Origin of the sequence: Priestia iocasae (assembly GCF_016909075.1) — a bacterium.
GTDB classification, from domain to species: Bacteria; Bacillota; Bacilli; order Bacillales; family Bacillaceae_H; genus Priestia; species Priestia iocasae.
The window spans coordinates 123,480-150,358 of sequence record NZ_JAFBFC010000001.1; the positions used below are offsets into that span (position 1 = coordinate 123,480).

The 26,879-nt window shown below is 36.5% G+C and carries 29 protein-coding genes; 24 read left to right on the plus strand and 5 right to left on the minus strand.

The annotated features are described in order from the left end of the window. Positions 1 to 3: 3 nt before the first annotated feature. Positions 4 to 480 (minus strand): YslB family protein, encoded by a 477-nt coding sequence (locus JOC83_RS00570; protein WP_205182510.1) that lies wholly within the window; start codon positions 478 to 480, stop codon positions 4 to 6. Positions 481 to 875: 395 nt separating this feature from the next. Between JOC83_RS00570 and JOC83_RS00575 the strand changes: the two genes are divergently transcribed. The 8 genes from JOC83_RS00575 to JOC83_RS00610 all read left to right on the plus strand — a co-directional run bounded on the left by JOC83_RS00575 (position 876) and on the right by JOC83_RS00610 (position 8,489). After that, on the plus strand, positions 876 to 1,484 hold the full coding sequence (locus JOC83_RS00575; protein WP_205182512.1) for a succinate dehydrogenase cytochrome b558 subunit: 609 nt from the start codon (positions 876 to 878) through the stop codon (positions 1,482 to 1,484). 31 nt (positions 1,485 to 1,515) lie between these two features. Next, positions 1,516 to 3,306 (plus strand): succinate dehydrogenase flavoprotein subunit, encoded by a 1,791-nt coding sequence (gene sdhA, locus JOC83_RS00580; protein WP_205182513.1) that lies wholly within the window; start codon positions 1,516 to 1,518, stop codon positions 3,304 to 3,306. A 3-nt stretch (positions 3,307 to 3,309) separates the two neighbouring features. Continuing rightward, on the plus strand, positions 3,310 to 4,071 hold the full coding sequence (gene sdhB / locus JOC83_RS00585; protein WP_205182514.1) for a succinate dehydrogenase iron-sulfur subunit: 762 nt from the start codon (positions 3,310 to 3,312) through the stop codon (positions 4,069 to 4,071). A 195-nt stretch (positions 4,072 to 4,266) separates the two neighbouring features. Further along, complete coding sequence (locus tag JOC83_RS00590) at positions 4,267 to 4,731, plus strand: acyl-CoA thioesterase (protein WP_205182515.1); 465 nt, start codon at positions 4,267 to 4,269, stop codon at positions 4,729 to 4,731. 106 nt (positions 4,732 to 4,837) lie between these two features. Beyond that, a complete protein-coding gene (gerE, locus tag JOC83_RS00595) occupies positions 4,838 to 5,062 on the plus strand; it encodes a spore germination transcription factor GerE (RefSeq protein WP_013059396.1) in 225 nt (74 codons plus the stop codon). A 492-nt stretch (positions 5,063 to 5,554) separates the two neighbouring features. Next, positions 5,555 to 6,427, plus strand: coding sequence for a GNAT family N-acetyltransferase (locus JOC83_RS00600; protein WP_338038853.1), 873 nt, complete (start codon positions 5,555 to 5,557; stop codon positions 6,425 to 6,427). Positions 6,428 to 6,732: 305 nt separating this feature from the next. Beyond that, entirely contained in the window at positions 6,733 to 7,464 is a 732-nt protein-coding gene (locus tag JOC83_RS00605; RefSeq protein ID WP_205182517.1) for an ABC transporter ATP-binding protein, read from the plus strand. Further along, a complete protein-coding gene (locus JOC83_RS00610) occupies positions 7,461 to 8,489 on the plus strand; it encodes an ABC transporter permease (RefSeq protein ID WP_205182518.1) in 1,029 nt (342 codons plus the stop codon). The genes JOC83_RS00605 and JOC83_RS00610 overlap by 4 nt, the downstream gene beginning before the upstream one ends. A 339-nt stretch (positions 8,490 to 8,828) precedes the next feature. Here the strand turns inward: JOC83_RS00610 and JOC83_RS00615 are convergent, their stop codons facing one another. After that, positions 8,829 to 9,410: a CDP-alcohol phosphatidyltransferase family protein gene (locus JOC83_RS00615; RefSeq protein ID WP_205182519.1), complete on the minus strand. Its 582-nt coding sequence runs from the start codon at positions 9,408 to 9,410 to the stop codon at positions 8,829 to 8,831. Positions 9,411 to 9,579: 169 nt separating this feature from the next. Here JOC83_RS00615 and JOC83_RS00620 point away from each other — a divergent pair, with 169 nt between their 5' ends. The 3 genes from JOC83_RS00620 to JOC83_RS00630 all read left to right on the plus strand — a co-directional run bounded on the left by JOC83_RS00620 (position 9,580) and on the right by JOC83_RS00630 (position 12,392). After that, complete coding sequence (locus tag JOC83_RS00620) at positions 9,580 to 10,224, plus strand: TVP38/TMEM64 family protein (protein WP_205182520.1); 645 nt, start codon at positions 9,580 to 9,582, stop codon at positions 10,222 to 10,224. Between the two features lie 28 nt (positions 10,225 to 10,252). After that, positions 10,253 to 11,680, plus strand: a complete 1,428-nt coding sequence (locus JOC83_RS00625) for an FAD-dependent oxidoreductase (protein ID WP_205182522.1) — start codon at positions 10,253 to 10,255, stop codon at positions 11,678 to 11,680. A gap of 208 nt (positions 11,681 to 11,888) precedes the next feature. Next, entirely contained in the window at positions 11,889 to 12,392 is a 504-nt protein-coding gene (locus JOC83_RS00630; RefSeq protein ID WP_205182524.1) for a peroxiredoxin family protein, read from the plus strand. Between the two features lie 193 nt (positions 12,393 to 12,585). Here JOC83_RS00630 and JOC83_RS00635 read toward each other — a convergent pair whose 3' ends face one another. After that, positions 12,586 to 13,266 (minus strand): Crp/Fnr family transcriptional regulator, encoded by a 681-nt coding sequence (locus JOC83_RS00635; RefSeq protein WP_205182526.1) that lies wholly within the window; start codon positions 13,264 to 13,266, stop codon positions 12,586 to 12,588. A gap of 237 nt (positions 13,267 to 13,503) precedes the next feature. Between JOC83_RS00635 and JOC83_RS00640 the strand changes: the two genes are divergently transcribed. The 3 genes from JOC83_RS00640 to JOC83_RS00650 all read left to right on the plus strand — a co-directional run bounded on the left by JOC83_RS00640 (position 13,504) and on the right by JOC83_RS00650 (position 15,605). Then, positions 13,504 to 13,752, plus strand: a complete 249-nt coding sequence (locus tag JOC83_RS00640; protein WP_205182528.1) for a glutaredoxin domain-containing protein — start codon at positions 13,504 to 13,506, stop codon at positions 13,750 to 13,752. 135 nt (positions 13,753 to 13,887) lie between these two features. Continuing rightward, positions 13,888 to 14,328 (plus strand): OsmC family protein, encoded by a 441-nt coding sequence (locus JOC83_RS00645; RefSeq protein ID WP_205182530.1) that lies wholly within the window; start codon positions 13,888 to 13,890, stop codon positions 14,326 to 14,328. A gap of 362 nt (positions 14,329 to 14,690) precedes the next feature. Beyond that, on the plus strand, positions 14,691 to 15,605 hold the full coding sequence (locus JOC83_RS00650) for a cation diffusion facilitator family transporter (protein ID WP_205182533.1): 915 nt from the start codon (positions 14,691 to 14,693) through the stop codon (positions 15,603 to 15,605). A 79-nt stretch (positions 15,606 to 15,684) separates the two neighbouring features. Here JOC83_RS00650 and JOC83_RS00655 read toward each other — a convergent pair whose 3' ends face one another. Beyond that, positions 15,685 to 16,008 carry an ArsR/SmtB family transcription factor gene (locus tag JOC83_RS00655; RefSeq protein WP_205182535.1) on the minus strand — a complete coding sequence of 108 codons (324 nt, stop codon included), beginning with the start codon at positions 16,006 to 16,008 and terminating at the stop codon, positions 15,685 to 15,687. Between the two features lie 168 nt (positions 16,009 to 16,176). On the opposite strand from JOC83_RS00655, the gene JOC83_RS00660 reads away from it, so the two are divergent. The 3 genes from JOC83_RS00660 to JOC83_RS00670 all read left to right on the plus strand — a co-directional run bounded on the left by JOC83_RS00660 (position 16,177) and on the right by JOC83_RS00670 (position 19,517). Further along, a complete protein-coding gene (locus tag JOC83_RS00660) occupies positions 16,177 to 16,542 on the plus strand; it encodes an ArsR/SmtB family transcription factor (RefSeq protein WP_205182537.1) in 366 nt (121 codons plus the stop codon). Between the two features lie 36 nt (positions 16,543 to 16,578). Continuing rightward, on the plus strand, positions 16,579 to 19,173 hold the full coding sequence (locus JOC83_RS00665; protein WP_205182539.1) for a heavy metal translocating P-type ATPase: 2,595 nt from the start codon (positions 16,579 to 16,581) through the stop codon (positions 19,171 to 19,173). A gap of 176 nt (positions 19,174 to 19,349) precedes the next feature. Beyond that, positions 19,350 to 19,517 carry a hypothetical protein gene (locus JOC83_RS00670; protein WP_205182541.1) on the plus strand — a complete coding sequence of 56 codons (168 nt, stop codon included), beginning with the start codon at positions 19,350 to 19,352 and terminating at the stop codon, positions 19,515 to 19,517. Positions 19,518 to 19,584: 67 nt separating this feature from the next. On the opposite strand, the gene JOC83_RS00675 is transcribed toward JOC83_RS00670, so the two are convergent. Next, positions 19,585 to 19,908 carry a winged helix-turn-helix transcriptional regulator gene (locus JOC83_RS00675; protein WP_205182543.1) on the minus strand — a complete coding sequence of 108 codons (324 nt, stop codon included), beginning with the start codon at positions 19,906 to 19,908 and terminating at the stop codon, positions 19,585 to 19,587. A 155-nt stretch (positions 19,909 to 20,063) separates the two neighbouring features. On the opposite strand from JOC83_RS00675, the gene JOC83_RS00680 reads away from it, so the two are divergent. The 7 genes from JOC83_RS00680 to JOC83_RS00710 all read left to right on the plus strand — a co-directional run bounded on the left by JOC83_RS00680 (position 20,064) and on the right by JOC83_RS00710 (position 26,697). Beyond that, positions 20,064 to 20,915, plus strand: coding sequence for a VOC family protein (locus JOC83_RS00680; RefSeq protein ID WP_205184697.1), 852 nt, complete (start codon positions 20,064 to 20,066; stop codon positions 20,913 to 20,915). A gap of 151 nt (positions 20,916 to 21,066) precedes the next feature. Then, complete coding sequence (locus JOC83_RS00685) at positions 21,067 to 21,510, plus strand: MarR family winged helix-turn-helix transcriptional regulator (RefSeq protein ID WP_205182545.1); 444 nt, start codon at positions 21,067 to 21,069, stop codon at positions 21,508 to 21,510. Between the two features lie 9 nt (positions 21,511 to 21,519). Further along, positions 21,520 to 22,314 (plus strand): glutamate racemase, encoded by a 795-nt coding sequence (racE, locus tag JOC83_RS00690; protein WP_205182547.1) that lies wholly within the window; start codon positions 21,520 to 21,522, stop codon positions 22,312 to 22,314. A 182-nt stretch (positions 22,315 to 22,496) separates the two neighbouring features. Next, entirely contained in the window at positions 22,497 to 22,874 is a 378-nt protein-coding gene (locus tag JOC83_RS00695) for a GtrA family protein (RefSeq protein WP_338038854.1), read from the plus strand. A 16-nt stretch (positions 22,875 to 22,890) separates the two neighbouring features. Continuing rightward, on the plus strand, positions 22,891 to 23,808 hold the full coding sequence (locus JOC83_RS00700; protein WP_205182549.1) for a glycosyltransferase: 918 nt from the start codon (positions 22,891 to 22,893) through the stop codon (positions 23,806 to 23,808). A gap of 35 nt (positions 23,809 to 23,843) precedes the next feature. After that, on the plus strand, positions 23,844 to 25,352 hold the full coding sequence (locus tag JOC83_RS00705; protein WP_239583253.1) for a glucosyltransferase domain-containing protein: 1,509 nt from the start codon (positions 23,844 to 23,846) through the stop codon (positions 25,350 to 25,352). Between the two features lie 250 nt (positions 25,353 to 25,602). Further along, positions 25,603 to 26,697 (plus strand): GerMN domain-containing protein, encoded by a 1,095-nt coding sequence (locus JOC83_RS00710; protein ID WP_205182553.1) that lies wholly within the window; start codon positions 25,603 to 25,605, stop codon positions 26,695 to 26,697. Positions 26,698 to 26,879 lie beyond the last annotated feature (182 nt).

Consider the following 26,879-nt stretch of genomic DNA (forward strand, 5'->3'; position numbering starts at 1 on the left):
TATTTATGAAATGATATCTTTTTTATCCCATTTAACAGTGATGAAAACTTTTCCAGCTCTTTCTTTAACGGTTAAATAAGACTCTGCAATACATTGTTTTTGTTGCTGAATTTGATGAGCGATAAAACCAGCTTCGAGATGAAATGAGCAGTCGACTTGTTCATCCAGGCGTTTTTTTACAAGTTCACCATGCAACTCAAATTCAATTGTTTGCTTGTCTGCTTTTACTAGTAGAAGTGATCCCCACCCAGCTTCTGCAAAAAAGCTCACTATTTCATCGGATGAATGTAGTGGGAATTTACGAGCAATATTTTTTCCAGACCAATATAAGATTTGCTCTGCATCTTTACCTAATAAGTCTGTAAGTAAGATATCGCGAACAAGAGTGTATCCGAAAAATGGAACTTGTGTTTTTAACTTATCATCACGTTCAGTTGTTTCTTGTAAATCTTGCTTTTCCTCGGTATGTAAATGACTCATTTTTTCCCCTCTTTCTTTACTATTATTATATACAAAGATAGGTGATGTCTCATCCATTTTTTTATACGGTTTTGTGCTTTTTTTTATTATTTAAATATCTTCTTCACAAATAGTGAAAAAGGAAATAAAGCACGTGTAATAGATAGATTTATAGGTTAGAAAGCTTATAAATATCACGCAAAAAGAGCTTATATATAGATATGGATATTTTTTGAACAATTGCAGTTCGTGTCCTTGACGGTCTTTCTCTATAGGAGTAAAATGAATTTGTCACATACTTTCGAAAAATGCAAGGGTTTTCATTTTTGATCTTGTATAACAATCTATCAAGCTGGACCGGGAGTTACAATGATTTTCACAAAGTCTTTTCATTTTATCAAGGGGGGTATACAAACATGGCGGCAAACAGAGAATTTCAATACCGCAAATTACATTCGTTATTAGGTGTTATTCCAGTAGGAATCTTTCTTGTTCAGCACTTAGTAGTGAACCACTTTGCGACAAAAGGGGAAGAAGCTTTTAACCAAGCGGCTCACTTTATGGAGAGCTTGCCTTTTCGCTACGCATTAGAAATCTTCATTATTTTCCTACCAATTTTATTTCATGCAGTCTATGGTCTTTATATTGCTTTTACAGCTAAAAACAATGTGAATAACTATGGTTACTTACGCAATTGGATGTTTGTATTACAGCGTGTGTCAGGTGTAATTACATTAATTTTCATTACTTGGCACGTATGGGAAACGAGAATTCAAGCAGCACTCGGTGAACCTGTGAACTTCCAAATGATGGAGAATATTTTAAGTAATCCATTCATGTTAGGATTTTACATTGTTGGTGTCGTATCAACTATTTTCCACTTTGCGAATGGTTTATGGTCATTCGGAGTAAGTTGGGGATTAACGGTAACTCCTCGTTCTCAAAAGATCTCAACTTATGTGACATTAGCGATTTTCTTCGCGCTTACATTTGTAGGTATTCGCACAATCTTTGCATTTGCTTAATTTAAATTCGTTTTAAAGGAGTGGGGTTACGATGAGTCAAGGGAGAGTAATCGTAGTCGGTGGTGGCTTAGCTGGTTTAATGGCCACTATTAAAATAGCTGAAGCCGGAAAGCAAGTAGATTTATTTTCATTAGTTCCAGTAAAAAGATCTCACTCAGTTTGTGCTCAAGGTGGCATAAACGGAGCGGTTAACACAAAAGGTGAAGGTGACTCTCCATGGGAGCACTTTGATGATACAGTCTATGGAGGAGATTTCTTAGCAAACCAACCTCCTGTTAAGGCAATGTGTGAAGCAGCACCTGGTATTATTCATTTACTAGACCGTATGGGTGTTATGTTTAATAGAACACCAGAAGGATTACTAGATTTCCGTCGCTTTGGTGGAACGCAGCATCACCGTACAGCATTTGCTGGTGCAACAACCGGTCAACAGTTATTATACGCATTAGATGAGCAAGTACGTCGCTATGAAGTAGCCGGGCTTGTAACGAAGTACGAAGGATGGGAGTTCCTAGGCGCAGTTATTGATGATGATCGTATCTGTCGTGGGATTACAGGGCAAGACTTAACAACGATGGAAATCAAGACATTCCCAGCAGATGCAGTTATTATGGCAACTGGTGGACCTGGTATTATCTTTGGAAAGTCGACAAACTCTGTAATCAACACAGGATCAGCAGCATCGATTGTTTATCAACAAGGAGCGTACTATTCAAATGCTGAGTTCATTCAGATTCATCCAACAGCGATTCCTGGAGACGACAAGCTTCGTTTAATGAGTGAATCAGCTCGTGGTGAAGGTGGACGTGTTTGGACATACAAAGACGGTAAACCTTGGTATTTCTTAGAAGAGAAGTATCCTGCATATGGGAACTTAGTACCTCGTGATATTGCAACTCGTGAAATTTTTGATGTTTGTGTGTCTCAAAAACTAGGTATTAATGGTGAAAACATGGTTTACCTAGATTTATCACATAAAGATCCGAAAGAGCTAGATATTAAGCTTGGCGGTATTATCGAAATCTATGAAAAGTTCATGGGTGATGATCCTCGTAAAGTACCAATGAAAATTTTCCCAGCTGTTCACTATTCAATGGGTGGATTATGGGTTGACTATGATCAGATGACCAACATACCTGGCTTGTTTGCAGCTGGTGAGTGTGATTATTCACAGCACGGTGCAAACCGTCTAGGAGCAAACTCATTGCTATCGGCCATTTATGGTGGAATGGTTGCTGGTCCAAAAGCAGTTGAATATATGAGCGGTCTAGAAAAGAGTGCAGACTCTTTACCATCTAGTCTCTATGAGCGTCATGTAAAAGAAGAAGAAGGCAAATGGAATCGCATTATGTCAATGGACGGAAAAGAAAATGCGTATCTTCTACACAAAGAGCTTGGTGAATGGATGACGGATAACGTAACAGTGGTTCGTTACAACGACAAGCTATTACAAACAGATGAGAAAATTCAAGAGCTAATTGAGCGTTTTGATAACATTAACATTAACGATACGGCAAAATGGAGTAACCAAGGGGCAGCATTCACTCGTCAATTGCAAAATATGCTACAGCTTTCTCGCGTTGTTACACTAGGTGCCTATAACCGTAATGAAAGCCGTGGAGCACACTATAAGCCTGAATTCCCAGATCGTAATGATGAAGAGTTCTTAAAAACAACAATGGCGAAGTTTGTAGATTCAAAATCTGCTCCAGCATTTCATTATGAAGAGGTAGATGTATCATTAATTAAACCTCGTAAGCGTGATTATACGAAGAAAAAAGCGGACAAAGGTGCGAAAAAACAAGAAGAGGGGGTTCGTTAATCGATGAGTGAAAACAAAACAGTTAAGTTTATCATAACTCGTCAAGATTCACCGGACACTGCTCCATACACACAAGAGTTTGAAATTCCATATCGTCCGAATATGAACGTCATCTCAGCATTAATGGAGATTCGACGCAATCCCGTGGATGCACATGGAAATGAAACAACCCCAATTAATTGGGATATGAACTGTCTAGAGGAAGTATGTGGCGCATGTTCAATGGTCATCAACGGAAAGCCTCGTCAATCTTGTACAGCTTTAGTTGATAAACTTGAGCAACCGATTCGCTTACAGCCAATGAAAACATTCCCGGTCGTACGCGATTTACAAGTTGATCGTAGCCGTATGTTTGATTCATTGAAAAAAGTAAAAGCATGGATTCCGATCGATGGAACATATGATTTAGGACCAGGTCCACGTATGCCAGAAAAGAAGCGTCAATGGGCGTACGAATTATCAAAATGTATGACATGTGGTGTATGTTTGGAGTCATGTCCAAACGTAAACAGCAAGTCAAACTTTATCGGGCCAGCACCATTATCGCAAGTGCGTTTATTTAATGCTCATCCAACAGGTGCCTTAAATAAAGGTGAGCGTCTAAATGCAATCATGGATGATGGCGGCTTAGCAAACTGTGGTAACTCTCAAAACTGTGTTCAATCATGTCCAAAAGGTATTCCTTTAACAACATCGATTGCTGCGTTAAATAGAGATACAACCATTCAAGCATTCCGTAACTTCTTTGGAAGCGATCAAGTATAAGTCATTTTATTACGGATTAATAAAACCCCTTTATGTGAATCATAAAGGGGTTTTTCTAAACTTACGCGTTCTGCCATTTTGATAATTTGCTTTGCAAACATTTAAAGAGGTTTGAGAAGTTTAGATAAACAGATGTCGTCTATATAAAGAATCGAACAATAATGGTAATTTTACATATACATAGGGGGATGGAAGATGAAGCAAGCTTCATACATTCAAGACTTTGCACAATGGAAAGAAGGGTTTTCATTTAATCATAAAATAAAGGTGCGCTTTTCAGAGACGGATATGTTTGGTCATTTAAATAATACAATTCCGTTTGTCTATTTTGAAGAAGCAAGAATTGAATACTTCAAACACCTTGGATTTATGCAAACGTGGACACATCCAACCTCGGACAGTATTCCTGTTGTGGCAGACTTACAATGCGATTTTTGGAAGCAAGTCTTTTTCGGGGATTCATTTCAGCTTTATGTGAAAGCAGAAAACATTGGAACGTCTTCAGTAGATTTACATTACATGGCCATTAATCAGGATGGTGAAGTATGCTTTGTAGGACGAGGGACGATGGTTCAAATTTTAAAGAAAACAGGAAAAGGACATCCTTGGTCTGACGCACAAAAAGAGTTATTAACAAATAAAACAGAAGTTTGTAAATAAAAAGTTTTGGAATTAGTAACCGCCTTTAGCCTTTGCACATAAGATATGGTGACTAACTTTACACCCATCCGATAGTTCAACTCAGGATCAGGCAAGGAGGGTTACATTGAAGGAGAAAGAGTTTCAACCAAAGCCATTACTTACTAAAAGAGAACGAGAAGTATTTGAACTTTTAGTACAAGACAAAACAACAAAAGAAATTGCAAGTGAACTATTTATCAGTGAAAAAACAGTTCGAAATCACATTTCAAATGCAATGCAAAAGCTTGGAGTCAAGGGGCGTTCGCAAGCGGTGGTAGAGCTCCTTCGTATGGGGGAACTTGAGCTATAAGCATACCTGTTGCCGACTTTTCTTAATGAGAGATCATTGGGAGGAGTCGGTTATTTATGTTCATCGAATAGCATTTTATTGGAATATCTGTAATTTATATAGCAACCATTCTGCCTACAAGTTTAATAGGTTATTTTCTAATTTATCGCCCTTTTCTGTAAGCGATTTAACTAAAAATAAAACATCGAACTCCCTGTTGGATATAAATCTTCTTTTCTTCGTTTTACTCACTTATGTCTCAGACTCTTTTCGTAGAAATTGAAGACACAAATCAATCTTTCTATTAAATAAGAAGTTAGTCTTTATAAATAGCATTCCTAGTCAATATAGAGTGTATGAACCTTTCATACACACTTGCATAATGAAGTTACCATACATGTGTTTATTACTGATTGTTCTCAAAGAAATAGAAAAAGTCTAGTCCAGTCCAGTACAGTATAGTACAGTAGTTTTAACGAAGGTGACTAGATGATGTACAAAGGAGAATGCATAGTGGCCACATGTAACCAATCAATATTAGATTTGGTTCAATTTAATAAATGTGATGTTAAGGGTTTAATTGAGCTATCAGCGTCAGTTGGGTGGGATTATGATGAGCATGAAGTTGGAACGGTCTTATCTTCTGGTAAAATATTTGGACATAAAAATGAGCAAGGAGCTATTGTTTCTAGTGCTGCAATAGTTCCTTATGATGCTAAGTTAGCTTCAATTGGGATGGTAATCGTTCATAAAGAATATAGAGGAAGAGGGTTAGGAAAAGAGGTGACGCAAAAGTGCATAGACTCTGTGTCACATCAGACTTCAATCATGTTAATTTCTACTGAAGAAGGAAAGCATCTTTATGAAAAAATGGGCTTTATCGCAGTTAATTATGTTCATAAGTTTCTCTGTGATAGTTATTTATTCAATCAACCACTATATCAGCGTGAGGATATGATTATCGAAGTGTTTAATAATCAAGACTTTAACGACATTTTACAGTTAGATGCAGCTGCATTCGGAGATAAAAGAAGCACGTTCCTCCGAAATAGAATCAATCAGTCAGAAAAGTGCTTGGTCATGAGAGACAAAAAGGGAAATATAATCGGTTATGGAATGTCTATTCTAGGTCCCATTAACTTAGTTTTAGGTCCTATTGTCGCCCCCAATGCTAAAACAGCTGCTTTACTAGTTAATTGGTTAACTTCTGGGCATCAAGGTAAATTGAGAATCGATGTGCCATCAGACAATGAACCATTTATGTCACTTTTAACGCAAAGAGGATTTAAACAAGTTAGTCAACCTCCAATCATGGTGACTCATTCGGTTAGTATGCCATCTAGAAACGGTACGTTATTTGGTATTGCTGCTCAAGTCTTTGGTTAAAAATGCGGTATGTAAAAAGGTAAAGAAAGACTTTAGGTTTGTCAAAATAAACGGCAATGTAGACTAGGTGTTATCTCTCTAATGATAGTTATCTTAAGATCTTTTTCCTCTACTTTTTCAACACATTCTTAAATGGTGTCCATTAATCTACATATCTTTCCTTTTTGATTATTGAATAGACATTAGTCAGAAATTATACTTCTATTATATAGTAAATCAACACATTGTTTATTATTTTAGTTAAAGCGTGACGAAAGTAAGAATAAATGATGGCTGTGGCTATATTTATTGAAGGAGGAACAGTAATGGATATTCAAGTCTCACATGTTAGTAAAAGCTTTAATCAAAAGCAAGTTATAAAAGATATTACACTTACAATCCCAACAGGAGAAATTTGTTGTTTGTTAGGCCCTTCTGGTTCTGGCAAAACAACACTAATTCGCTTGATGATTGGTGCCATTACTGCTGATGAAGGAACGATTCAATTCGAAGATGTACAGATGCCAAATATGAGCATGTTAAAAAAGATAGGATTTATGCCGCAAAATGATGCGTTATACGACGATCTATCTGGCGAAGCGAATTTGTATTTTTTTGGAGGACTTTATGGTATTGATAAACGCGAATTGAAAAATCGTATCAATGAAGTACTAGCCATAGTTGATTTAACAGACCATCGAAAGAAATTAGTAAAGCATTTTTCTGGAGGCATGAAAAAGCGACTGTCTCTGGCAGCTTCCATTTTGCATTCTCCTAAAATCTTATTTTTAGACGAGCCGACAGTAGGAATTGATCCTGTGTTACGCCGTACGATATGGGCCCAATTTGAAGTCATTAAAAATTCTGGAACTACCATTATTGTTTCTACGCATGTGATGGATGAAGTAACAGAATGTGACAAAGCAGCACTCATTTATAACGGTTCTTTAATTGAATATGATACGGTTACAAATCTACTTGATAAAACGGAAAACGGACGAGTCGAGGAATTATTTTTCATTGCTTCAAGTGAACCAAAAGGTGGTGTCGTACGATGATTCATTTAGCCAAACGCGTCATCCTTCAAACAATAAATGACAAACGAAGTGTTATGATGATTTTAGTTGCGCCACTATTAATTTTGACGTTGATTTATTTTCTATTAGGTAATTCAGATTATGTGCCGACAGTAGGAGTTGATAAAAGTGCCCTTTCTAACCCTCTCGTAACGGCTTTGGAAGAACAAGATTTACATGTTAGAGGCATCACAAAGGATGAAGATCAAGATGCAACAGAATACTTGAAAGATCATCATGATGTAGATGCTATTCTTACCTTGTCACAAAGCTCTGGTATGAATATTACCATGTATGAGCCCTCCACTAAAGGGGCGAAGGCAGCTAGTGAGATTCAAGCAGCGATGGCTTCCTTAAACCCATCGGCAAAGATAGAGATGTCCTACGTTTATGGAACACAAGAACAGTCAAGCTTTGATTCACTTGGCTATGTGTTTCTGGCTTTATTCTCGTTTTTCTTAGTGTTTATCATTTCGGGAATGGCACTTGTAAGAGAGAGAAGTGGTGGTACATTAGAACGGTTATTAATGACACCAATTAAGCGAGGCGAGGTCATCCTTGGTTATACGTTAGGATATGGCGTGTTTGCAATCATTCAAGCAATTCTCGTTGTTCTGTATGCTATATTTGTTTTGCAATTAAGCTCTGCTGGAAACATTGGATGGATTTTGCTTACGATGGTTTTATTAGCTGTGACAGCTGTTTCATTTGGTGCTACCATTTCAATTTTTGCTAGTTCAGAACTTCAAGTTGTACAAATGATTCCATTTACGATTATTCCACAAGTGTTTTTTTCAGGTTTAATTCCTTTAGACTTAATTCCTTATCATCTAGGAAATCTAAGCTACATTATGCCTATCTATTATGGAGCAGCAGCCATTAAAGGCGTGATGGTTTATGGTGATGGCTTCTTTCAGATTTGGGGTTATCTTCTTGGGTTAGTTATCTATACATGTCTGTTATACTTAGTGAACTCACAAGCGTTGAAGAAATTTAGGAAAATTTAGCACTGCAAACAATGAACACTTTTCCTATTAGGATATGATTCTATCTCTACCTTGATAGTTTTAAAACGAATGAAGCTTCTGCTTATATCTTTGTAGAGGTTACTTGAGCGATAAAAGCATTAGCCGACTTTTCTTAGTGAGAAATCATTGGGAGAAGTCGGCTATTTACATTTAACAAACTCATATCTAGTCAGATTTCTTCAAGTTGAGAAGAGAATATCTCTCTAACCTAGCTCTAGATAGTGAAGAATATTTCAATCAGACACTATCATTAAAAACCATAAACGAGGAAAGAGAAATCTCCTTCCTCGTTTATTTTCTATCAGCCGTGTTATTCTTTTAATTAAGAAGCTTCTTTGCTTCATACAATCGTTGAAATGTAGTAAAAGTTTCAATAACAAAAAAGAGGAGTGTCAAAACAATTAGGTGCTTTGTAAATAAAATCATCGCTGTAAACAAAAGAAATCCTTCTGTTCGTTCTGCAAGTCCAGCTTGATAATAAAACGATTTAACTCCTTGCTTTTCTGACAAGGCCCCGACCGTTAAAAAAATTGTCATGGCATAAATGATGGATACACTTAGTAAAAGTAACGCCCACATTGCTTGTGGAAAACGAAAGGCTAAGCCAAGTATGACACTAATCTCAACAAGTCGGTCAAAGCTTATATCAAGTAAGGTTCCCCAAGAGGATGGTTTTGTATTTCGAGCCATCGTTCCATCTACTGCATCAAGAAAACCTGAGAGCCATAACGCAAAAATAGCCCAATATGGATGGTCAAAATAAATAAACAAACCAGACGAAACACCAATAAGAAAAGCAAGAAACGTAATATGATTAGCATGTAATCCTCGATTTAAGAAAAAGGTGGCTGTTTTTTCAATTGCAGGTTGTACATATTTTCGGGCGTGAGTATCTAACATGAAGGTCTCCTTTCTAATCGTGTAAATATTGCTTTCATTTTATAAGAAACAGAAATAACAATATGTAAGGAGGCTTACATTCAGATTGTTAAAAAGTGTTTATAATACATGTAAATTCAAATAAATGCATGAAGTAAACAATGAGATGACAATGAAAGGATTAAAAAGAATGAACAAACTAAACAAAAAAGTGAAAGTAGGATTAATCTTACTGGTTGTTGGAATCATCATTTGGTTTAGTCGGTCTTATTTAAATTTTGATACAAATCAAATACGAGACTGGATTTTATCATTTGGAATATTATCACCTGTTGTGTATATCATTGTTTACACAATAAGGCCACTTATCTTTTTTCCGGCATCCATTTTATCTATTGCTGGAGGATTAGCGTTTGGTTCATTATTTGGAACGCTTTACACAATTATAGGTGCGACTTCAGGTGCGGTTGTGTCGTTTATCGTTGCCAGAAAATTAGGTAAGAACATCGGGGGAGACAAACGTGAAGGAAATGTAAAAAAAATTCAACAACAAATGGAGAAAAACGGCTTTCTCTATGTTCTTCTGTTTCGACTTCTTCCTATTTTAAATTTTGATTTAGTGAGTTATTTAGCAGGTGTTTCAAGAGTACGATTTGTATCATTCTTTTTAGGAACGTTGATTGGTATTATACCAGGCACATTTGCTTACAACTTTTTGGGGAGCAGTATTATAAGTGGTGATCCAACTATTATTATCATTGCTATTATCGTGTTCATCTTACTCACAGCTATTCCTATATTGATTAAAAATCGATTTAGCAAAAGCTCAAATTAGTTATTTTATGAAAAGAGAGGGATTCATCGTGAAAAAATATGATGTCATTGTTATTGGTGGGGGAGCTGGTGGATTAACAGTAGCGGCTGGTGCTGCTAGCTTAGGTGCTAAAGTGGCTCTGATTGAAAAAAATTCAGAGCTAGGTGGAGATTGCCTGCATTATGGATGCGTCCCTTCTAAAGCGTTTATTACGGCAGCTAAAGAGGTTCATGAAACATTTAAATCTGCCAAGAAATTCGGATTAAAAGTCGAGGGGACTGCTCCTTTAGAACATGCAATGAACAGAGTAAAGGAAGCGATCTCCATTATTCAAGAGCATGATAGTAAAGAGCGGTTCAAACAATTAGGAATTGATTTGTTTGAAGGAAAAGGATATTTGAAAACGACCACTCAAGTACAAATCAATAAAGAAAAGACGATTGAAGGAAAGCGTATTGTTCTTGCAACAGGTTCAAGGCCGAACATCCCGCCGATAGACGGGTTATTGGAAGCTGGCTTTCTTACAAATGAAACGCTTTTTGAAGTCAAGAAAGCGCCAAAACGCTTGTTAGTCATTGGCGGAGGCCCTATTGGATTAGAGATGGCTCAATCGTTTGCTAGGTTCGGATCAGAGGTCACGATAATGGAAGGGAATTCGACTATATTTAGCAAAGAAGATGAAGAAATCGTCCCTATCGTTCTTACTGAATTACAAAAAGAAATGACGTTTCGATTTAATGTATCAATAAAAAAAGTTGAAAAGAAAGAGAATGAGAAAATAGTTACATTTGAGCAAAACGGAAAGATAGAGGAACTTATCTTTGACGAAATTCTACTCTCCGCTGGTCGAAAGCCTAACACGGATGGTCTGGGACTAGAAGAAGTGGGAGTTACACTCAAGCATGGCTATGCAGTCGTTAATGAATATCTACAAACGAATGTTCCAACTATTTATGCGGTTGGAGATGTAAATGGGCAATTTCAATTTACTCACGCTGCAGGAATGGAAGGGAAAGTGGTTGTACGAAATGCTGTATTCGGTATAAAAGGAAAAGTAAAGTATGATCATGTTCCATGGGTTACGTACACAGATCCTGAGGTCTTTCATTTAGGATTAACAGAAAGAGAAGCGAAAGAAACACATGGGGATAACATTCGTGTTTTCAAGGTTGATGTGAAAAATGTTGACCGATTCGTGTCTGACCGTGATGCAGTTGGTTTATTAAAAGTCATAACCAATGAAAAAGGCACGATTTTAGGAGCACATGCAGTTGGAAAAAACGCAGGAGACTGGATGCAAGAGATTACATTTGCTAAAGCGCAGGGACATAAAATTGGAGATATCTCAAATGTGATTCATCCTTATCCCACTCATGGAGCAATTATTCAACAAGCGGCTGATCAGTATTGGAGAGAAAAGCTCTTTAATGGATGGGTACCAAAAGTAGCTGAAACATACATTAAATGGTTTAGATAATTATATGTATGAAGCAAAAAGGTAGTAGAGCGAATGTTTGAGTAATGACTTCGATTTTTTCGTGATAAATTGAACCAATCTACGATGATTACACGGAAATTTAGGTATCAAACATGTTTAAGAATAGAAAAATCGTGAAGATAAATGATATAGAAGAACAATTAGTTTATTATTCCTACTAAAAACGTTAAAAAAGGAGAGGTTTTTAATGCCTGAATTTACATTAAAGAGTCAAGTTCCCGATTTCTCACTACCTACCGTGACAGGAGAGACGTTTTCATTCGACTCTCATCAAAAAGAACATCAGTCATGGCATCTTATTATTTTCTTTAGAGGGGCTTGGTGTCCAGTCTGTGTGAGTGACTTAAAAGATCTCGAGGGTAGTAAAGGGTTCTTTGAGGAAAAGAATGTTCATATTATAACCATTTCGACTGATAGTGTCGCTAATTTAAAAGAGATGGTAGAAGAGCATCAATTAACAATGCCCGTACTCTCAGATGAGAAGTTAGAGGCGTTGAAGGAATATGGTGTTTACTATCATGGAGAGGATGCTCCTTATGAAGATCATGGTGAACATGGAGAGCCTGCCTATTTTCTAGTAGATGAGGAAGGTAAGTTACTCTATCAGCAAAAGCAAACAAGTCCGTTTGGTCGTCCTAGTACCACAGAGTTAAGAAAAATAGTTCAGTATATCAAGAAAAATATGAAGTGACACAAAAAATGCGAATAAGTAAAGTTGAGTTAGCTACATGACAGGATTCATGAAAAGAAGGCGAGTCACCTCATATTAGGGATGATTTGCTTTTTCTGTCGTTCCTAACAAATGACTGCTAGTGCATATCGTAATAAAGAGGTTAGGTATAAAAAAAGAGAATTCGATAAGTAGAATTCTCTCTTTTTAGGCTTTATATTTCTTCTAATAACTCCTCAATTTTTTCAACATTAATAGACAACTTTAGTCCTCTCTTCATGTAGCCCTCTTTTTTTAATTTACTAATAACAGCACTCGTTGTTTCTCTTGTTGAGCCAATCATATTTGCAATATCTTGATGTGTAATTTTCATCTCAATTGTTTGCCATTCATTTTTTCGTTTCCCTGTTTTTTCACTAAGATGTAACAGTAAATATAAAATTCGGTATCGAACATCACTTAAAGCAATTTTTTCGCTTAGGCTATATAAGTCTTTTAAGCGTGTGGATAAAATATTTATGAACTTTAAAGCGATTTTTGGGTTCTGCTCAATAAATCCTTCAAACTGTTCACGGCTAATTGTACATAAATACGTATCGGTCATCGCTTCTGCATAAATTTGATCATCTGTTAAGGAAAGAGTAGCTGTTTCACCAAATATATTTCCGTCCACTAGAATATCGATTGTAAATTGCTTGCCACTTTGATTCATACGATATAAGCGCACTTGCCCTTTTTTCAAAAGGAACAATGCTTCGATTGGGCTATCAGGTGTTAAAATTAACGTTCCTTTTTTAACAGGCTTCATTTCACTGATGGTATCAATCATTTTTAAATCATCCATTGAAAGCTCATCAAACAAACTAATTTGTGAGAGTAAAAAGATTTTATCCATGTTCACTGCTCCTCTTTTCTATTGAAACAATTTTTGATTGTAGTGAAAGTAACATACATATATGACAAATACTTAAAAGCATAGTAGAAATAATAGACGAAATATCCCTTCTTTTTCAACTTGTTTATCTTCTATTGAATACATCTAGTATAACGATGTGTTATGTATATTCAGTAAGGTACATTACTGAAAAATGATTCACCATCTTTTATCGTATCATTAGGGGGGAATGTAAAAGTGAAACCAGTACTTTATATCATTGACGGATGTCACAATTGCTTTGAAGTAAGAAGACATTTAGTAAAAGAAGAGATACAGTTTGACGAAATTAACTTATTGCATAACCGACAAGCAGCTAAGGAATTAAAAAGAAAGGCGGGAGAAATAACTGCCCCTGTCTTTATTCAAGGAAACATAATCATAAAAGATTTGAACATCTTGCAAGTTAAAAAAACATCATACGGTAATAATAGAATCAACATGTGAAGAAGGTGTGTAATCTTTATTTTTCTTATACGTAAGAATATTTTTATTGAAGATAGCAAATGTAATCTCCCTTACAGATTGTATCAACTATTTTTCGTACAATAAGCATGTATAAAACATTAGGAGGTATTCAACATGGCAACTAAAACAAAAGTACAAGTAACAGGAAATACAGATGGAATGCAAACAGTCTTAACGGCAGGTAAACATAAAGTAGTTATTGATGAACCAAAAAACATGGGTGGTAAGGACGAAGCGGCTGATCCACTTGCTACATTACTATCATCATTAGCAGGATGCGAAAACGTTATTGCTAACATGGTAGCAAAAGAAATTCAATTTGATCTACAAGGAATTGAATTTGATATTAAAGGGATTTTAGATACTCGTGGCTTAATGGGCGACAAAAGTGTAAAGCCATACTTTGAAAAAGTAACAATTGAAGCAAAAGTGAAAACGTCTGAGACACAAGAGCGTGTAGACGAACTACAACGTATTACGGATGAACGCTGCCCTGTTTACACAACATTAAAAGCAGCAGGTATTGAATTAGAACCTAAATGGACAAAAGCATAATTACTATCATCTCATAAAATGGTGCAAATGTACCTCATTGATGTGAAGACGTTAATTGTGCATAAAAGCTGAATCTGTTTTAATCTTATAGAGCTCCTTTTTTTATAAGAGGATTGAGTTACAGATACACACAGCCGCCTTTTTTGTGAGAAATCATAAAAAAGGCGGCTATTTATATGGCGTTTTCTAAAGATGAAAGGTTGTTTTATCAAGCGTATGAAGTGATGTTGTTAATGAATGAATGAGAGTACTTATAAAAGAAAAAGAAGTTTGCAAAAATAAACAGTAAGCTTGCACGTCATTTTGAGTTTGTCATAATATATAAATATATGTACATATATTCATATAAAGGGGAGGATTTAATGGGACATTCGCATAGTCATGGAGCTCATGGACATCATCATGGAAGTAACAATAAATCAGCATTAAAGTGGTCGTTTTTCATTATTACAGCTTATATGATTATTGAAGTAATTGGTGGTATCTTAACAAACAGCTTAGCGTTATTATCAGATGCGGGGCATATGTTAAGTGATGCTGCTGCATTAGGGTTAAGCTTCTTAGCTCTTACGTTTGGACAAAAGGGTGCTTCTCTTTCAAAGACGTTTGGCTATAAACGCTTCGAAATTCTTGCTGCATTTATCAATGGGATGACGCTTATCGCAATTTCTCTTTATATTTTTTGGGAAGCATATCAACGAATTTTAGATCCTCCTGAAGTAGTAAGTACAGGCATGTTAATTGTTTCTTCTATAGGTCTTCTTGTAAACATGCTAGCCGCGTATATCCTTATGAAAGGTGACAAGGATGAAAACTTAAACGTTCAAAGTGCGTTTCTACATGTTCTTGGTGATATGTTAGGGTCAGTTGGTGCAATTGTAGCTGCACTTCTTATTATGTTTTTGGGATGGAGCCTGGCTGATCCACTTGCAAGTATTATTGTAGCGGTGTTAATCATTATCAGTGGTTGGCGTGTCACAAGGGATGCGTTTCATATTCTCATGGAAGGTGTGCCATCAAACATTGATGTCAAAGAAGTAAAAGATACACTGCTTAGCTTGGATGAAGTAAAAGACGTACACGACCTACATATTTGGGCTATTACGTCTGACTTTCCTAGTCTTAGCTGTCATTTTGTTGTAGAGCAAGACACGGATCATCAAAAGCTTCTTTTAAAAGCTAAAAAAGTCTTACATGATGAATTTAACTTGCATCATACTACCATTCAAATCGATGTTGAAGGTTATACTTGTTTAAACGGAGATCATTGTAACTAAAAAAATACCTGGCTCACTACATTCAGCTATAGTCATAAGTAGTGAGCCAGGTATTTTGTCTATTTCAGTGATAACCCTCTTACATATGGCGTGCATGGTCAATCATCTGTTTCAGAACATGAACGACATGCTCGTCGTCATGAGAATAAAACATTGTCGTACCTTCTCTCCTGAATTTCACCAATCGGATATTTTTTAAAAAGCGAAGTTGATGGGATACGGTAGATTGAAGCAAGGATAGTTTCTCAGCAATTTCATTCACTGAATGTTCTCCTTCAAACAAGAGATGAAGAATTCTAAGACGAGTTGGATCAGAAAGGCCTTTAAACGTTTGAGACACAATAAACAACGTTTCTTCGTCTAGACTGTAATCTTGATTTAGGTGTAACTCCTCTTCATGCATGTTACGATCTCCTTTTCCCTTTATTTCCTTCATTATAGAAAAGTCTTCTTCCAAGCACAATAACAGTATCGAGAGAAAATATACAAATATTCAAATGAATGTTTGACCATTTAATTAAATTGGCATATATTATAATCAAACAATGATTTGAATATTAAGGGGGATGTTATGACGAAGGACCGTTGTGAGACCTATTGTTTTAACGAGGAAAAAGTCACAGAAGTTAAATCTTTGATTATATTAGAAGATATTCAGCGTTCTGCAAAGTTGCTAAAGGCTTTAGCTGATGAAACTAGAATGAAAGTGGTTTTTGCCTTATATCAAGGTGGGGAATTATGTGTGTGTGACGTAGCTAATATTATTGAAGCAACAGTCGCAACTACATCGCATCACTTGCGCCTTCTTCGGAATATGGGCATTGCTAAATATCGTAAAGAAGGAAAGATGGCTTTTTACTCTTTAGATGATGAACACATTGAACAATTAATACAAGTTTTGTTTGCTCATCAAGAAGAACTTAAAACACGAAGCTAATTCGTCTTTGTAGGGATTAAATGGGAGTGAATACACGTGAGAGAAGACAGAGATAAGCAACACGAAGAAAATGTAAAAAAAACCTCTTGTTGTAGCAACAATCAGATAATAAACGAATCGACAAGTTGCTGCAGTTCAAAAGTAGAAGAAGATTCTACGGCGCAATCAACATCAAGTTGTTGCAGCTCAAAATCAGAAGATAAACCGAACACAAAAGAAGCTTCTACTTGTTGTCAATCAACGGGTGAAGCAAGTTTCGATTCGGTATCTAGCTGTTGCTCCACTAACGATCGCTCTGATGAAAGCATAAATGAATTTGATGGTGAAAAAGCGTCGTACCGTGTGTATGGAATGGACTGTCCAGCCTGTGCCACAACGATTGAAAAAAGCATAAAAACGTTAAAAGATATTCAAGACGTTAAAATCAATTACAGCACAGGAAGGATGGAAGTAGCTGCAAGTTTAGACTCTGCTTTTTCCTCCATCCCTTCTCAAGTTGAAAAGTTAGGTTTTGAGATTGAGCCTCTTCAACAAAATAAGCGAATGAAAACCTATGTAATTGAAGGCATGGATTGTGGGGCTTGTGCTAAAACGCTTGAAAAACATTTGCGCACAATATCTGATGTTAAAGAAGTGACGGTTAGCTTTGCTACCGGTAAAATGCAAATTGAACATGAAAACAGTGTAGAAGACATTATCAAAGAAGTATCAAAAGCAGGCTATACTGCTACTTTCGTCACGAAAAATAGAGGCACGACTGAGGCAAGTTTAACAAAAGGGAAAAATAACTCAATTATTATCTCTGGTATTCTTATTGCATTAGGATTCGCAGGTTCTTATGCTCAAGTGGCTGATTTTCTCACAACCCTCCTTTATGCGGTTGCGATGGTTGTCAGTGGCTACAAACCAGCAAGAAGTGCATATTACGCGGTGAAAAGTCGCTCTCTTGATATGAATGTGTTAATGACTGTTGCAGCTCTTGGTGCAGTACTCATTGGAGAATGGCTAGAAGGAGCGACCGTTGTATGGCTATTTGCATTAGGAGTAGCTTTGCAAACAAGATCCATTGAACAAACACGATCATCAATTCGAAACTTAATGAATTTAGCACCTCCTGAAGCATGGGTCAAACAAGGTTCACGGCTTGTGAAAAAAGACGTAGAAGAAATTATGGTTGGGGATGTAATTGTTGTTAAGCCAGGAGATCGTATTTCTTTAGATGGAGAGGTTGTAAAGGGAGAGTCGAGTGTAAATCAAGCACCTATTACAGGTGAATCAATCCCTGTGGACAAACAGATAGGGGATATAGCTTATGCAGGTACAATTAATGAAAGTGGTTCTCTTGAAATCAAGGTCACAAAAGTTGTAGAAGACACAACCATTGCCAAAATTATTCACCTAGTTGAAGAAGCACAAGAAAAGAAAGCACCTGCGCAGGCATTCGTGGATAAATTTGCGGCCATTTACACACCGATTGTTTTTCTTTTCGCTTTAGCCGTGATGATTATTCCACCTTTAATTGGAACGGGTGAGTGGGGTGAGTGGTTTTATAAAGGACTAGAATTACTTGTTGTAGCTTGTCCTTGTGCATTAGTCATCTCGACACCTGTTGCAATTGTTTCGGCTATTGGAAACGCAGCTAAAAATGGCGTGCTCATTAAAGGTGGTACATTTCTTGAGGCTGCCGGTAGTATTAAAGCCATTGCCTTTGATAAAACCGGTACGTTAACAGAAGGGAAACCAGCAGTTGATACGGTTTTTGTTGTTGATGGAACCGAGCAACAATTATTATCGGTGGCAAGAACGTTAGAAGAGTATTCTAATCATCCAATTGCAAAAGCTATTGTGAATGATGGAGATAAACGCGGAATTTCATCGTTACAAGGTGATCAATTTAAAGCAATTACCGGAAAAGGAATTCAAGCTACTATTGATGGAACGATTTATTATGCTGGAAACAAAAAGCTCTTTTTAGAAATAGGTGCACCACTTGAAAAGATTATGAATCAAGTTGAGCAACTAGAAGCCGAAGGGAAGACGCTGGTGATTGTAGGAACACAGCATAACCTATTAGGTGTCATTGGGATTGCAGATCAAATGAGAAACTCAACCCTGTCAGCACTAGAGCACTTAAAGCAAATAGGTGTGAATCAATTGGTTATGCTAACCGGAGATCATGAGGGGACGGCAAAAAAGATTGCTTCAGAGTCGAAGATTGACCGCTATTTTGCGAATTTAATGCCAGAGGATAAAGTATCTGCTATTCAGCAGCTTCAAAGTGAAGGCTATCCAACAGCAATGGTGGGGGATGGAATCAATGATGCACCAGCCTTAGCAACCGCAAACCTTGGAATTGCCATGGGGGGAGCTGGGACAGATACGGCAATGGAGACTGCTGATATTGTTCTTATGGCAGATAATCTTGAGAAGCTTCCTCATACGATTAAATTAAGTCGAAAAGCTTTGACCGTTATTAAGCAAAATATTTGGTTTTCATTGATTGTTAAAGCAGTAGCATTGGCCTTTATTTTCCCTGGCTGGTTAACATTATGGCTTGCGGTATTAAGTGATACAGGAGCAGCTTTAATTGTCATTTTAAACAGCCTTCGTTTATTACGAATGAAAGGATAATAAGTCTAGTATGCTGGCACTATGCACAGAAATCCAAAGATAAGCGTGATTAGTAATGAAATGAATAAAAAACCATATATTTTAACCATAAAGTAAAGAAAAAGGGATAGTCGTATTTCTGCAAAAGAAGTACTATTCCTAAAACGTAGGTGACTGACTTTAAGGGAGTGGAAAATATGGTTTCTCGTCTGTTTCGCGTGCACAGGCACATTCCATTTAATATGAAACAAGGAGACATATATCGGGATTCATCGGGGCGTTCATTTCGAGTGGTGAAAATTAAGTCGATTTTATTTACAAGTGAAACGACGATGGAAGTCATTGGAGTTTGTAAACCTCTTTAAATCTATAAAGATAGCCGCTCTTTCTAAATGAGTTTTCATTCAGAAAGAGCGGCTATTTATATAACGATTAATTTAAATCTTCGCTGCTTAACCAAGATTGAGCCCATTTTTCAACTTCCTTCATAATGGGTGCAAGAGCTTTCCCTTTTTCAGTTAAAGAATATTCAATTCGTACAGGTGTCTCAGGAAAGACTTCTCGTTTTACAATGCCTTTCTGCTCTAGATCTTTTAATCGTTCAGAAAGTACACGACCACTAACCGAGATAGATGATTCAATTGTACAAAAGCGCCGAGGACCTGAAAGTAATTGATAAATAATTAAGCCAGTCCATCGTTGACTGAATAGCGCCATTGCTTTTTCAAACCTTGGGCACAAAATGGATTCATTCATATTCGCTCACTCCTATTGCTTTAGTATAGCACAAAAAATATTCATTATTAATTAAAATGAATATACTTGACGGAAGTTAGTTTTAAAATTATATTAACTTACATAAAGTAAGTTTAATTTGAATGGATTTTAAATTTAGAGAGGGCTGAATGCATTTGAATTTTCATTGTCCACCGGCTGTGTTTATTAAAAATGTTCATTTAATAGTTGAAAATCTTAATCGTTCCTTACTATTTTATCGCGACGTTCTAGGTTTTAAGGTACTGAAAGAAACATCTCAAGCAGCTATATTAACAGTAGACGGGGAAACGCCTATTCTTACGATTGAACAACCAGAAGGTGTATTGCCAAAACCATCTCGAACAACAGGGTTGTATCATTTTGCATTATTGCTGCCGAATCGACACGACTTAGCAAATATGTTAACTCACCTTCTTCAAGTTGAATATCCTTTACAAGGAGCATCTGACCATTTAGTTAGTGAAGCGATTTATTTAGCGGATCCAGATGGGAACGGCATAGAAATCTATATAGATCGTCCATCAAATACGTGGAGGTGGGAGGACGGCGAACTCATCATGGCCACAGAACCTTTGGATGGAAAAGGATTATTAGCTGAACGAACAGAAACGTGGAAACAGATACCACATGGTACAATTATGGGTCATATCCATTTGCACGTATCCAATTTGCATGAAGCGGAATCTTTCTATTGTGATGGACTTGGATTTGATGTGACGACGAGATATGGAGATCAGGCGTTGTTTCTTTCATCAAATGGTTATCACCATCATATAGGTTTAAATACATGGAATGGGATAGGAGCACCACCTGCACCGAAAAATAGTGTAGGGTTAAAGTTCTCAACTCTGGTCTTTCCTACCATTGTATATAGAGAACAAGTGATAGAGCGGTTAGAGAAAATAGGAGCAACCATTAAAGTGAAAGATAATGAAATCATAACGAAGGATCCTTCTGGGAATGCAATTCGGTTAATTGTGGAATAAATAACAGGGCCAGATTAGACATAACGTAGTATTTTTTACTCTTTAGGCTTAATCTCGTTGTTTTTTCTTCATCTATACTCTTGAATTTTCAATGAAAAACAGACACAATAATAAGGACTAAACGTTAATTTGATTAAGAGAGGATATGATTATGGCAGTAGATCAGAACGATCCAATCGTAGCAGACCTTGAGAAGTCACTACGTTACATAGCGACAATCGTGAAACAAAAAGGTCGTGAAATTTTAAGTAACTATACAATTACTCCACCGCAATTTATTGCTTTGCAGTGGCTTTTAGAATATGGTGATATGACAATTGGAGAATTGTCGAATAGAATGTTTTTAGCATGCAGTACAACGACGGATTTAGTTGATCGAATGGAAAAGAGTAAGCTTGTGATGCGAGTCAAAGATCCAAAGGACCGTCGTGTTGTACGCATTCATTTATTAGAAGAAGGCGAGCGTATTATCGCTGAGGTTATTAAGAAACGTCAAGATTATTTACGTGGCGTACTTGTGAACTTTTCGGAAGAAGACATTGAGTTATTGCAGAAAAGTCTACAAAAGTTACATTATGAAATGAAAGAAGAATGAGGCGATTTTTTGAATAGAGCAATCGGAGTGATTGATTCTGGTGTTGGTGGTTTAACAGTAGCAAAAGAGATTATGCGACAGCTTCCTAAAGAACAAATTCTTTACATGGGTGACACGGCTCGTTGTCCATATGGCCCAAGACCAACAGAAGAAGTTCGTGCGTTTACATGGGAAATGACAAACTATCTACTAGACAAAGAGATTAAAATGCTTGTCATCGCTTGCAACACTGCTACTGCCGTTGTATTAGAAGAAATTCAAAATCAATTAACCATTCCGGTACTAGGTGTAATTCAACCAGGAGCGAGAGCTGCATTAAAAGTAACGAAAAATCATAAAATTGGTGTCATTGGAACAAATGGTACTGTAAAAAGCAAAGCATATACACATGCTCTCAAAGAACTTCATAACGAAGTAGAAGTGGAAAGCCTTGCTTGTCCGTTGTTTGTCCCACTTGTTGAAAGCGGTAATTATGAAGGAGCAGAAGCAGAGCGAATTGTAAAAGAAACGCTTGCTCCGTTTACTCATTATGAGATTGACACAATGATTTTAGGCTGCACACATTATCCTTTGCTGAAACCAGTCATTCAAAACTTTATTGGCGATAAAGTGAAACTCATCAGTTCAGGTGAAGAAACGGCGAGTGAAGTGAGTGCCATTTTGTCTTACAGTAACTTGTTGAATCAAACGGAAGAACAGCCAGTTCATCAGTTTTTAACAACAGGATCGACAGAGCTATTTCAGTCTATTGCATCAAAGTGGTTTGAACAACCAGTTCGACACGTTCATCATATTGCATTATAAGGTGCTAAATGATGACTATAAATCCTTGTTACTCTATCCATTCATAAATATTTTGGATTTGAGAGACAAGGATTTTTTGTGTCTGTTTCCAGTTTAATATCCTATGTTATAATATACAAGTTGTTGAAAAAATAGGCTTTCGTTTAATATGTTAGTAGGAATATAGGGAAAGAGGCAGCATCGTGCAAAAAATTTTAAAAAATGAAACGATAAAGTTTATTATAGTTGGTTTTTTTAATACATTTCATTATTATGTATGGTATTTGTTATTTACAGAATTATGGTCCATTCACTATCTAATTGGGCATTGGTTTGCGTTTCTGATTAGTATGGTTGGATCTTTCTATCTAAATACTTATTTCACTTATCGTTCAAAGCCTAGTTGGAAAAAGTTTTTCCAGTTTCCTTTAACGTATGTGGTCAACATATCTGTATCAACGAGTGCTCTCTATGTGTTAACAGAGTGGCTTCATATTGATAATAAGCTAGCGCCCCTACTTGCTTCAGGGATAGCCATTCCGTTTACCTTCCTTATATCACGAAAGATATTAAAATCATAAAAAGGGGGGAAACGTTGTGAAGAAACTTAGTATTGTTATTCCTTGCTATAATGAAGAACAAACCGTTAACAAATTTTATGAAGAAGCGCAAAAGTTCATGAAATTGATTCCTGCTGTAGTTGAATATATTTTTATCGATGATGGAAGTAGAGACAAAACGCTTGAGCAATTAAGAAAACTAGCCGATCAAGATTCAAGCGTTCATTATATTTCATTTAGTCGTAACTTCGGAAAAGAGGCAGCTATTTTGGCAGGCTTTCAGTATGCTTCTGGTGATGCCGTTGTATTAATTGATGCTGATTTACAGCATCCACCTTCTCTTATTCCATCTATGTGGGAATATTACGAAGAAGGCTATGATCAAGTCATTGCAAAGCGCAATCGTATTGGTGAAAAGTTTGTTCGCCGAAAATTGACGAATCTTTATTATAAGTTTATTAACCGACTTGTGGATGTAACCATTACAGATGGTGTTGGAGATTTTCGTTTATTAAGTAGACAAGCACTAGATGCTTTGTTGAAAATGACAGAATACAATCGCTTTTCTAAAGGACTTTTCTCATGGATAGGCTTTCATGAGAAAACAATTGAATACGATAATCAACTTCGTATAGAAGGTACGAGTAAATGGAGTTTTGGAAGTTTATTGAATTATGGAATGGATGGAATTCTATCTTTTAATAATAAACCATTACGTATAGCAATCTATAGCGGAATGGGGATTACGTTTTTTGGCTTCATCTATATTTTAATTACGCTTATTAATTATTTTCTCCATGGAGTAGAGACCCCAGGGTACTTTACGACCATTTCTGCCATTATTCTTCTAGGAGGCATTCAATTATTGTTTCTAGGAATCATTGGTGAATATATTGGGCGCATTTACTATGAAACAAAACGTCGACCTCAATATTTGATTAAAGAGAAAAAGTAATAAGGAGTTTACGTATGCCCGAGGAATTTTTGAACATGTTAAAAAAACGTATAAAAAAAGAATGGAAAGTAGCATTCATATCAACAATTGTTCTTGGCCTTCTTACACATATGTACGTTTTTACAAATATGCTACCAAACCATGATGGACTAACGAATATTTATAACACACAGCTAAAGTTCCAGTCTGGACGATTCTTTTTAGGTCCATTAAGTGGAATTAGTTCGTTCTTTGATTTACCTTGGATCAATGGCTTGTTTGCTATTTTCTATTTAGCTCTTATGACGGTCGTTGTGACAGAGCTTTTTGATCTTAGAAAAACGCTATCCATTGTACTAACGGCTGGTCTTATTGTTGCATTTCCTACCGTAGCAGCCACCTTCTCCTATATGTTTACCGCAGACGGATATATGGCAGGTAACCTTTTGGCTGTACTAGCGATTGTAATTACAAAGAAATACCGATTGGGTTTTCTACCAGCTTCATTCATTTTTTATATTAGTGTGGGAGTCTATCAAGCAAATCTCCCACTACTTCTTATGTTCATTACCGTTTGGCTCATTCGAGAATTACTGATAACTGATCGTTCAATTCAATCAATCTTTCAATATATTGTTCGCTTTGTTAGTATGACAGGTATTGGCATGGGAATGTATGCTATTACATTTAAAACCTATCAACACATGTTTAGTGGGAAAATTACAAGCTATCAAGGGCTAGATGAGATTGGTCAATCATCAGGAAGTGTACTTGATCAAGTGGTGAAGATAAAAGATTCTACTCTAGAGTTTTTCTTTAGAGGGTTTGTTACCGATGCTCCAGTGAATGTGTTTGAACTATTAAATGTAGGATTGTTCATTGTTATCGCTTTTATGATAGGATGGTGCTTTCTTCAGAATAAACTTTATGCTCAACCGGCAAAAGTGGGGGTACTATTCGCTTGTCTTTTCTCTTTGCCATTTCTCGTTTATATGCTTTATTTTATATCACCCGGGGTTGATTACCATATGCTGATGGTCATGTCAATAGTGAGTGTCTATCTATTGCCTATCATTGTGTATGACCGACTTGATGTTTCTTCTACGATCAACAATGCCTACTCATGGAGTGTTGTAGTTTTACTTTCTTTGACGATTTTTAACTTCGCAATCATTAGTAACATTGCCTATTTTAATATGTCTTTAAAGTATGAAAGATCATATGCAGTGATGAACCGGATCCTTGATCGAATAGAGCAAACAGAAGGATATGAGAATGCAACCCAGCTTGCCGTTTTAGGGAGCATTTCAATGAAAACGGAGATGAGTTCTATTAACGTAGCGGAGAATATTCCATCGATGACTGGAGCGATGGGAGACACCTTTTTATTTCAACCTTACCATTACGAATACATGCTTGCGAATCAGTTTGGAAAGCAATTATATCGAGTGGATGAAGAGAAGTTAGAAGAACTTCGCAATAGCACTATGTTTGATGAGATGGAAAGCTGGCCAGCAAGCAGTTCGATTAAGATTGTAAATGATGTGGTCATTATCAAATTTTAGTGGCTATACAAAAAAGATGGTGTTGAAAGCAGCACCATCTTTTTTTATTTTCTATTCAGTATCACTTATATCTTTTTCTCTTGCCCTTACTATCCTTGCAGACTGCTGTATAAATGATGACTTATCCCTCTTTTCTTTCCTTTAAGGGTAATCTGCTCTTGATTTGTCTATAAAAAAATAGATTCACTCGGTCTAATTTAGTAAAAGGCTCGTATACATAATAGTACAAACCGTCTTAGGAGGGAAAAGAATGTCCAAAAAGACAACAATAACGTTAGCATCCACATTTGTGGCTACATCGGTGTTTCTTTCAGGTTGTGGACTTTTCGGTGGAGAGAAAGTGTCAGAAGAAATTGATCCACCAAAAGATGTTACGTATGTAGAAGATGAGCAAGCACTAGAAAATGATCCAGGTTTAAGTGATGGAAAAGGCAATGAAAAAGAAGAAGGGGATCAAAAAGAAGAAGCAACACAGACAATTAAGCGGGACATTTACTTAATTGATAAAAATGGGTATGTCGTTCCACAATCGTTTGAATTACCAAAGCAAGAGGGTGTGGCTAAGCAAGTGCTTGAGCATCTTGTACAAGGTGGACCTGTTACGAATATGCTTCCAGATGGATTTTCAGCACCACTTCCTGCAGATACAGAAGTAGGTGTGAACATGGAGAAAGATGGAACGATCGTTGCAGATTTCTCTAAAGAGTTTAAAAATTATAAAGCCGAAGATGAGTTGAAGATTTTACAAGCCATTACGTGGACATTAACACAGTTTGATGGGGTAGAAAAAGTGAAAATTCGTATTAATGGTCATGATCAAAAAGTGATGCCTGTGAACAATACTCCGATTGGAGATGGTGTTAGCAGAGCCAATGGCATTAACTTTGATAGTAGTGGCGTCATTGACATTACGCAAACGAAGGCAGCAACGCTCTATTATGTAGCGCAAAATGGTGATGATACGTATTATGTACCTGTCACGAAACGTATTGAAGCAAAAGGGCAAAATGCGTATGTGACGATTATTAACGAGCTAATTAAAGGACCATCTGCAACATCTGGATTAGTAAGTGACTTTAATTCTGATGTAGCACTTTTAGATGAGCCTAAATATGAAGATGGAAATGTAACATTGAACTTTAATGAGAATATTTTAGGTAATTTAGAAGGAAATAAAGTCTCTCAACATGTTGTTAATTCACTTGTTCTTTCATTAACAGAGCAAGCTGGGGTCGAAAGTGTAGCCATCACTGTTGATGGGAAAGCTAAGCTAACTGATCATAACGGCAAAGAGCTTTCTGCACCTGTAACAAGACCGAAAAATGTGAACACAGGTAGTTTTTAAAAACTAATTTTTGATATACTATATAAAGGCTTATACGTAGGGGTCTGCTTCTTTAAGCGACCTCTTTCCTGTTTTTAAGTGATAGAGTTAGTTAGTATATAAAATGAATGATCGCTAATTAAGTATTCACTTTATACATATTTATGCATGAAAACCAATTGACAATAAGTGAAGGAGGAGTT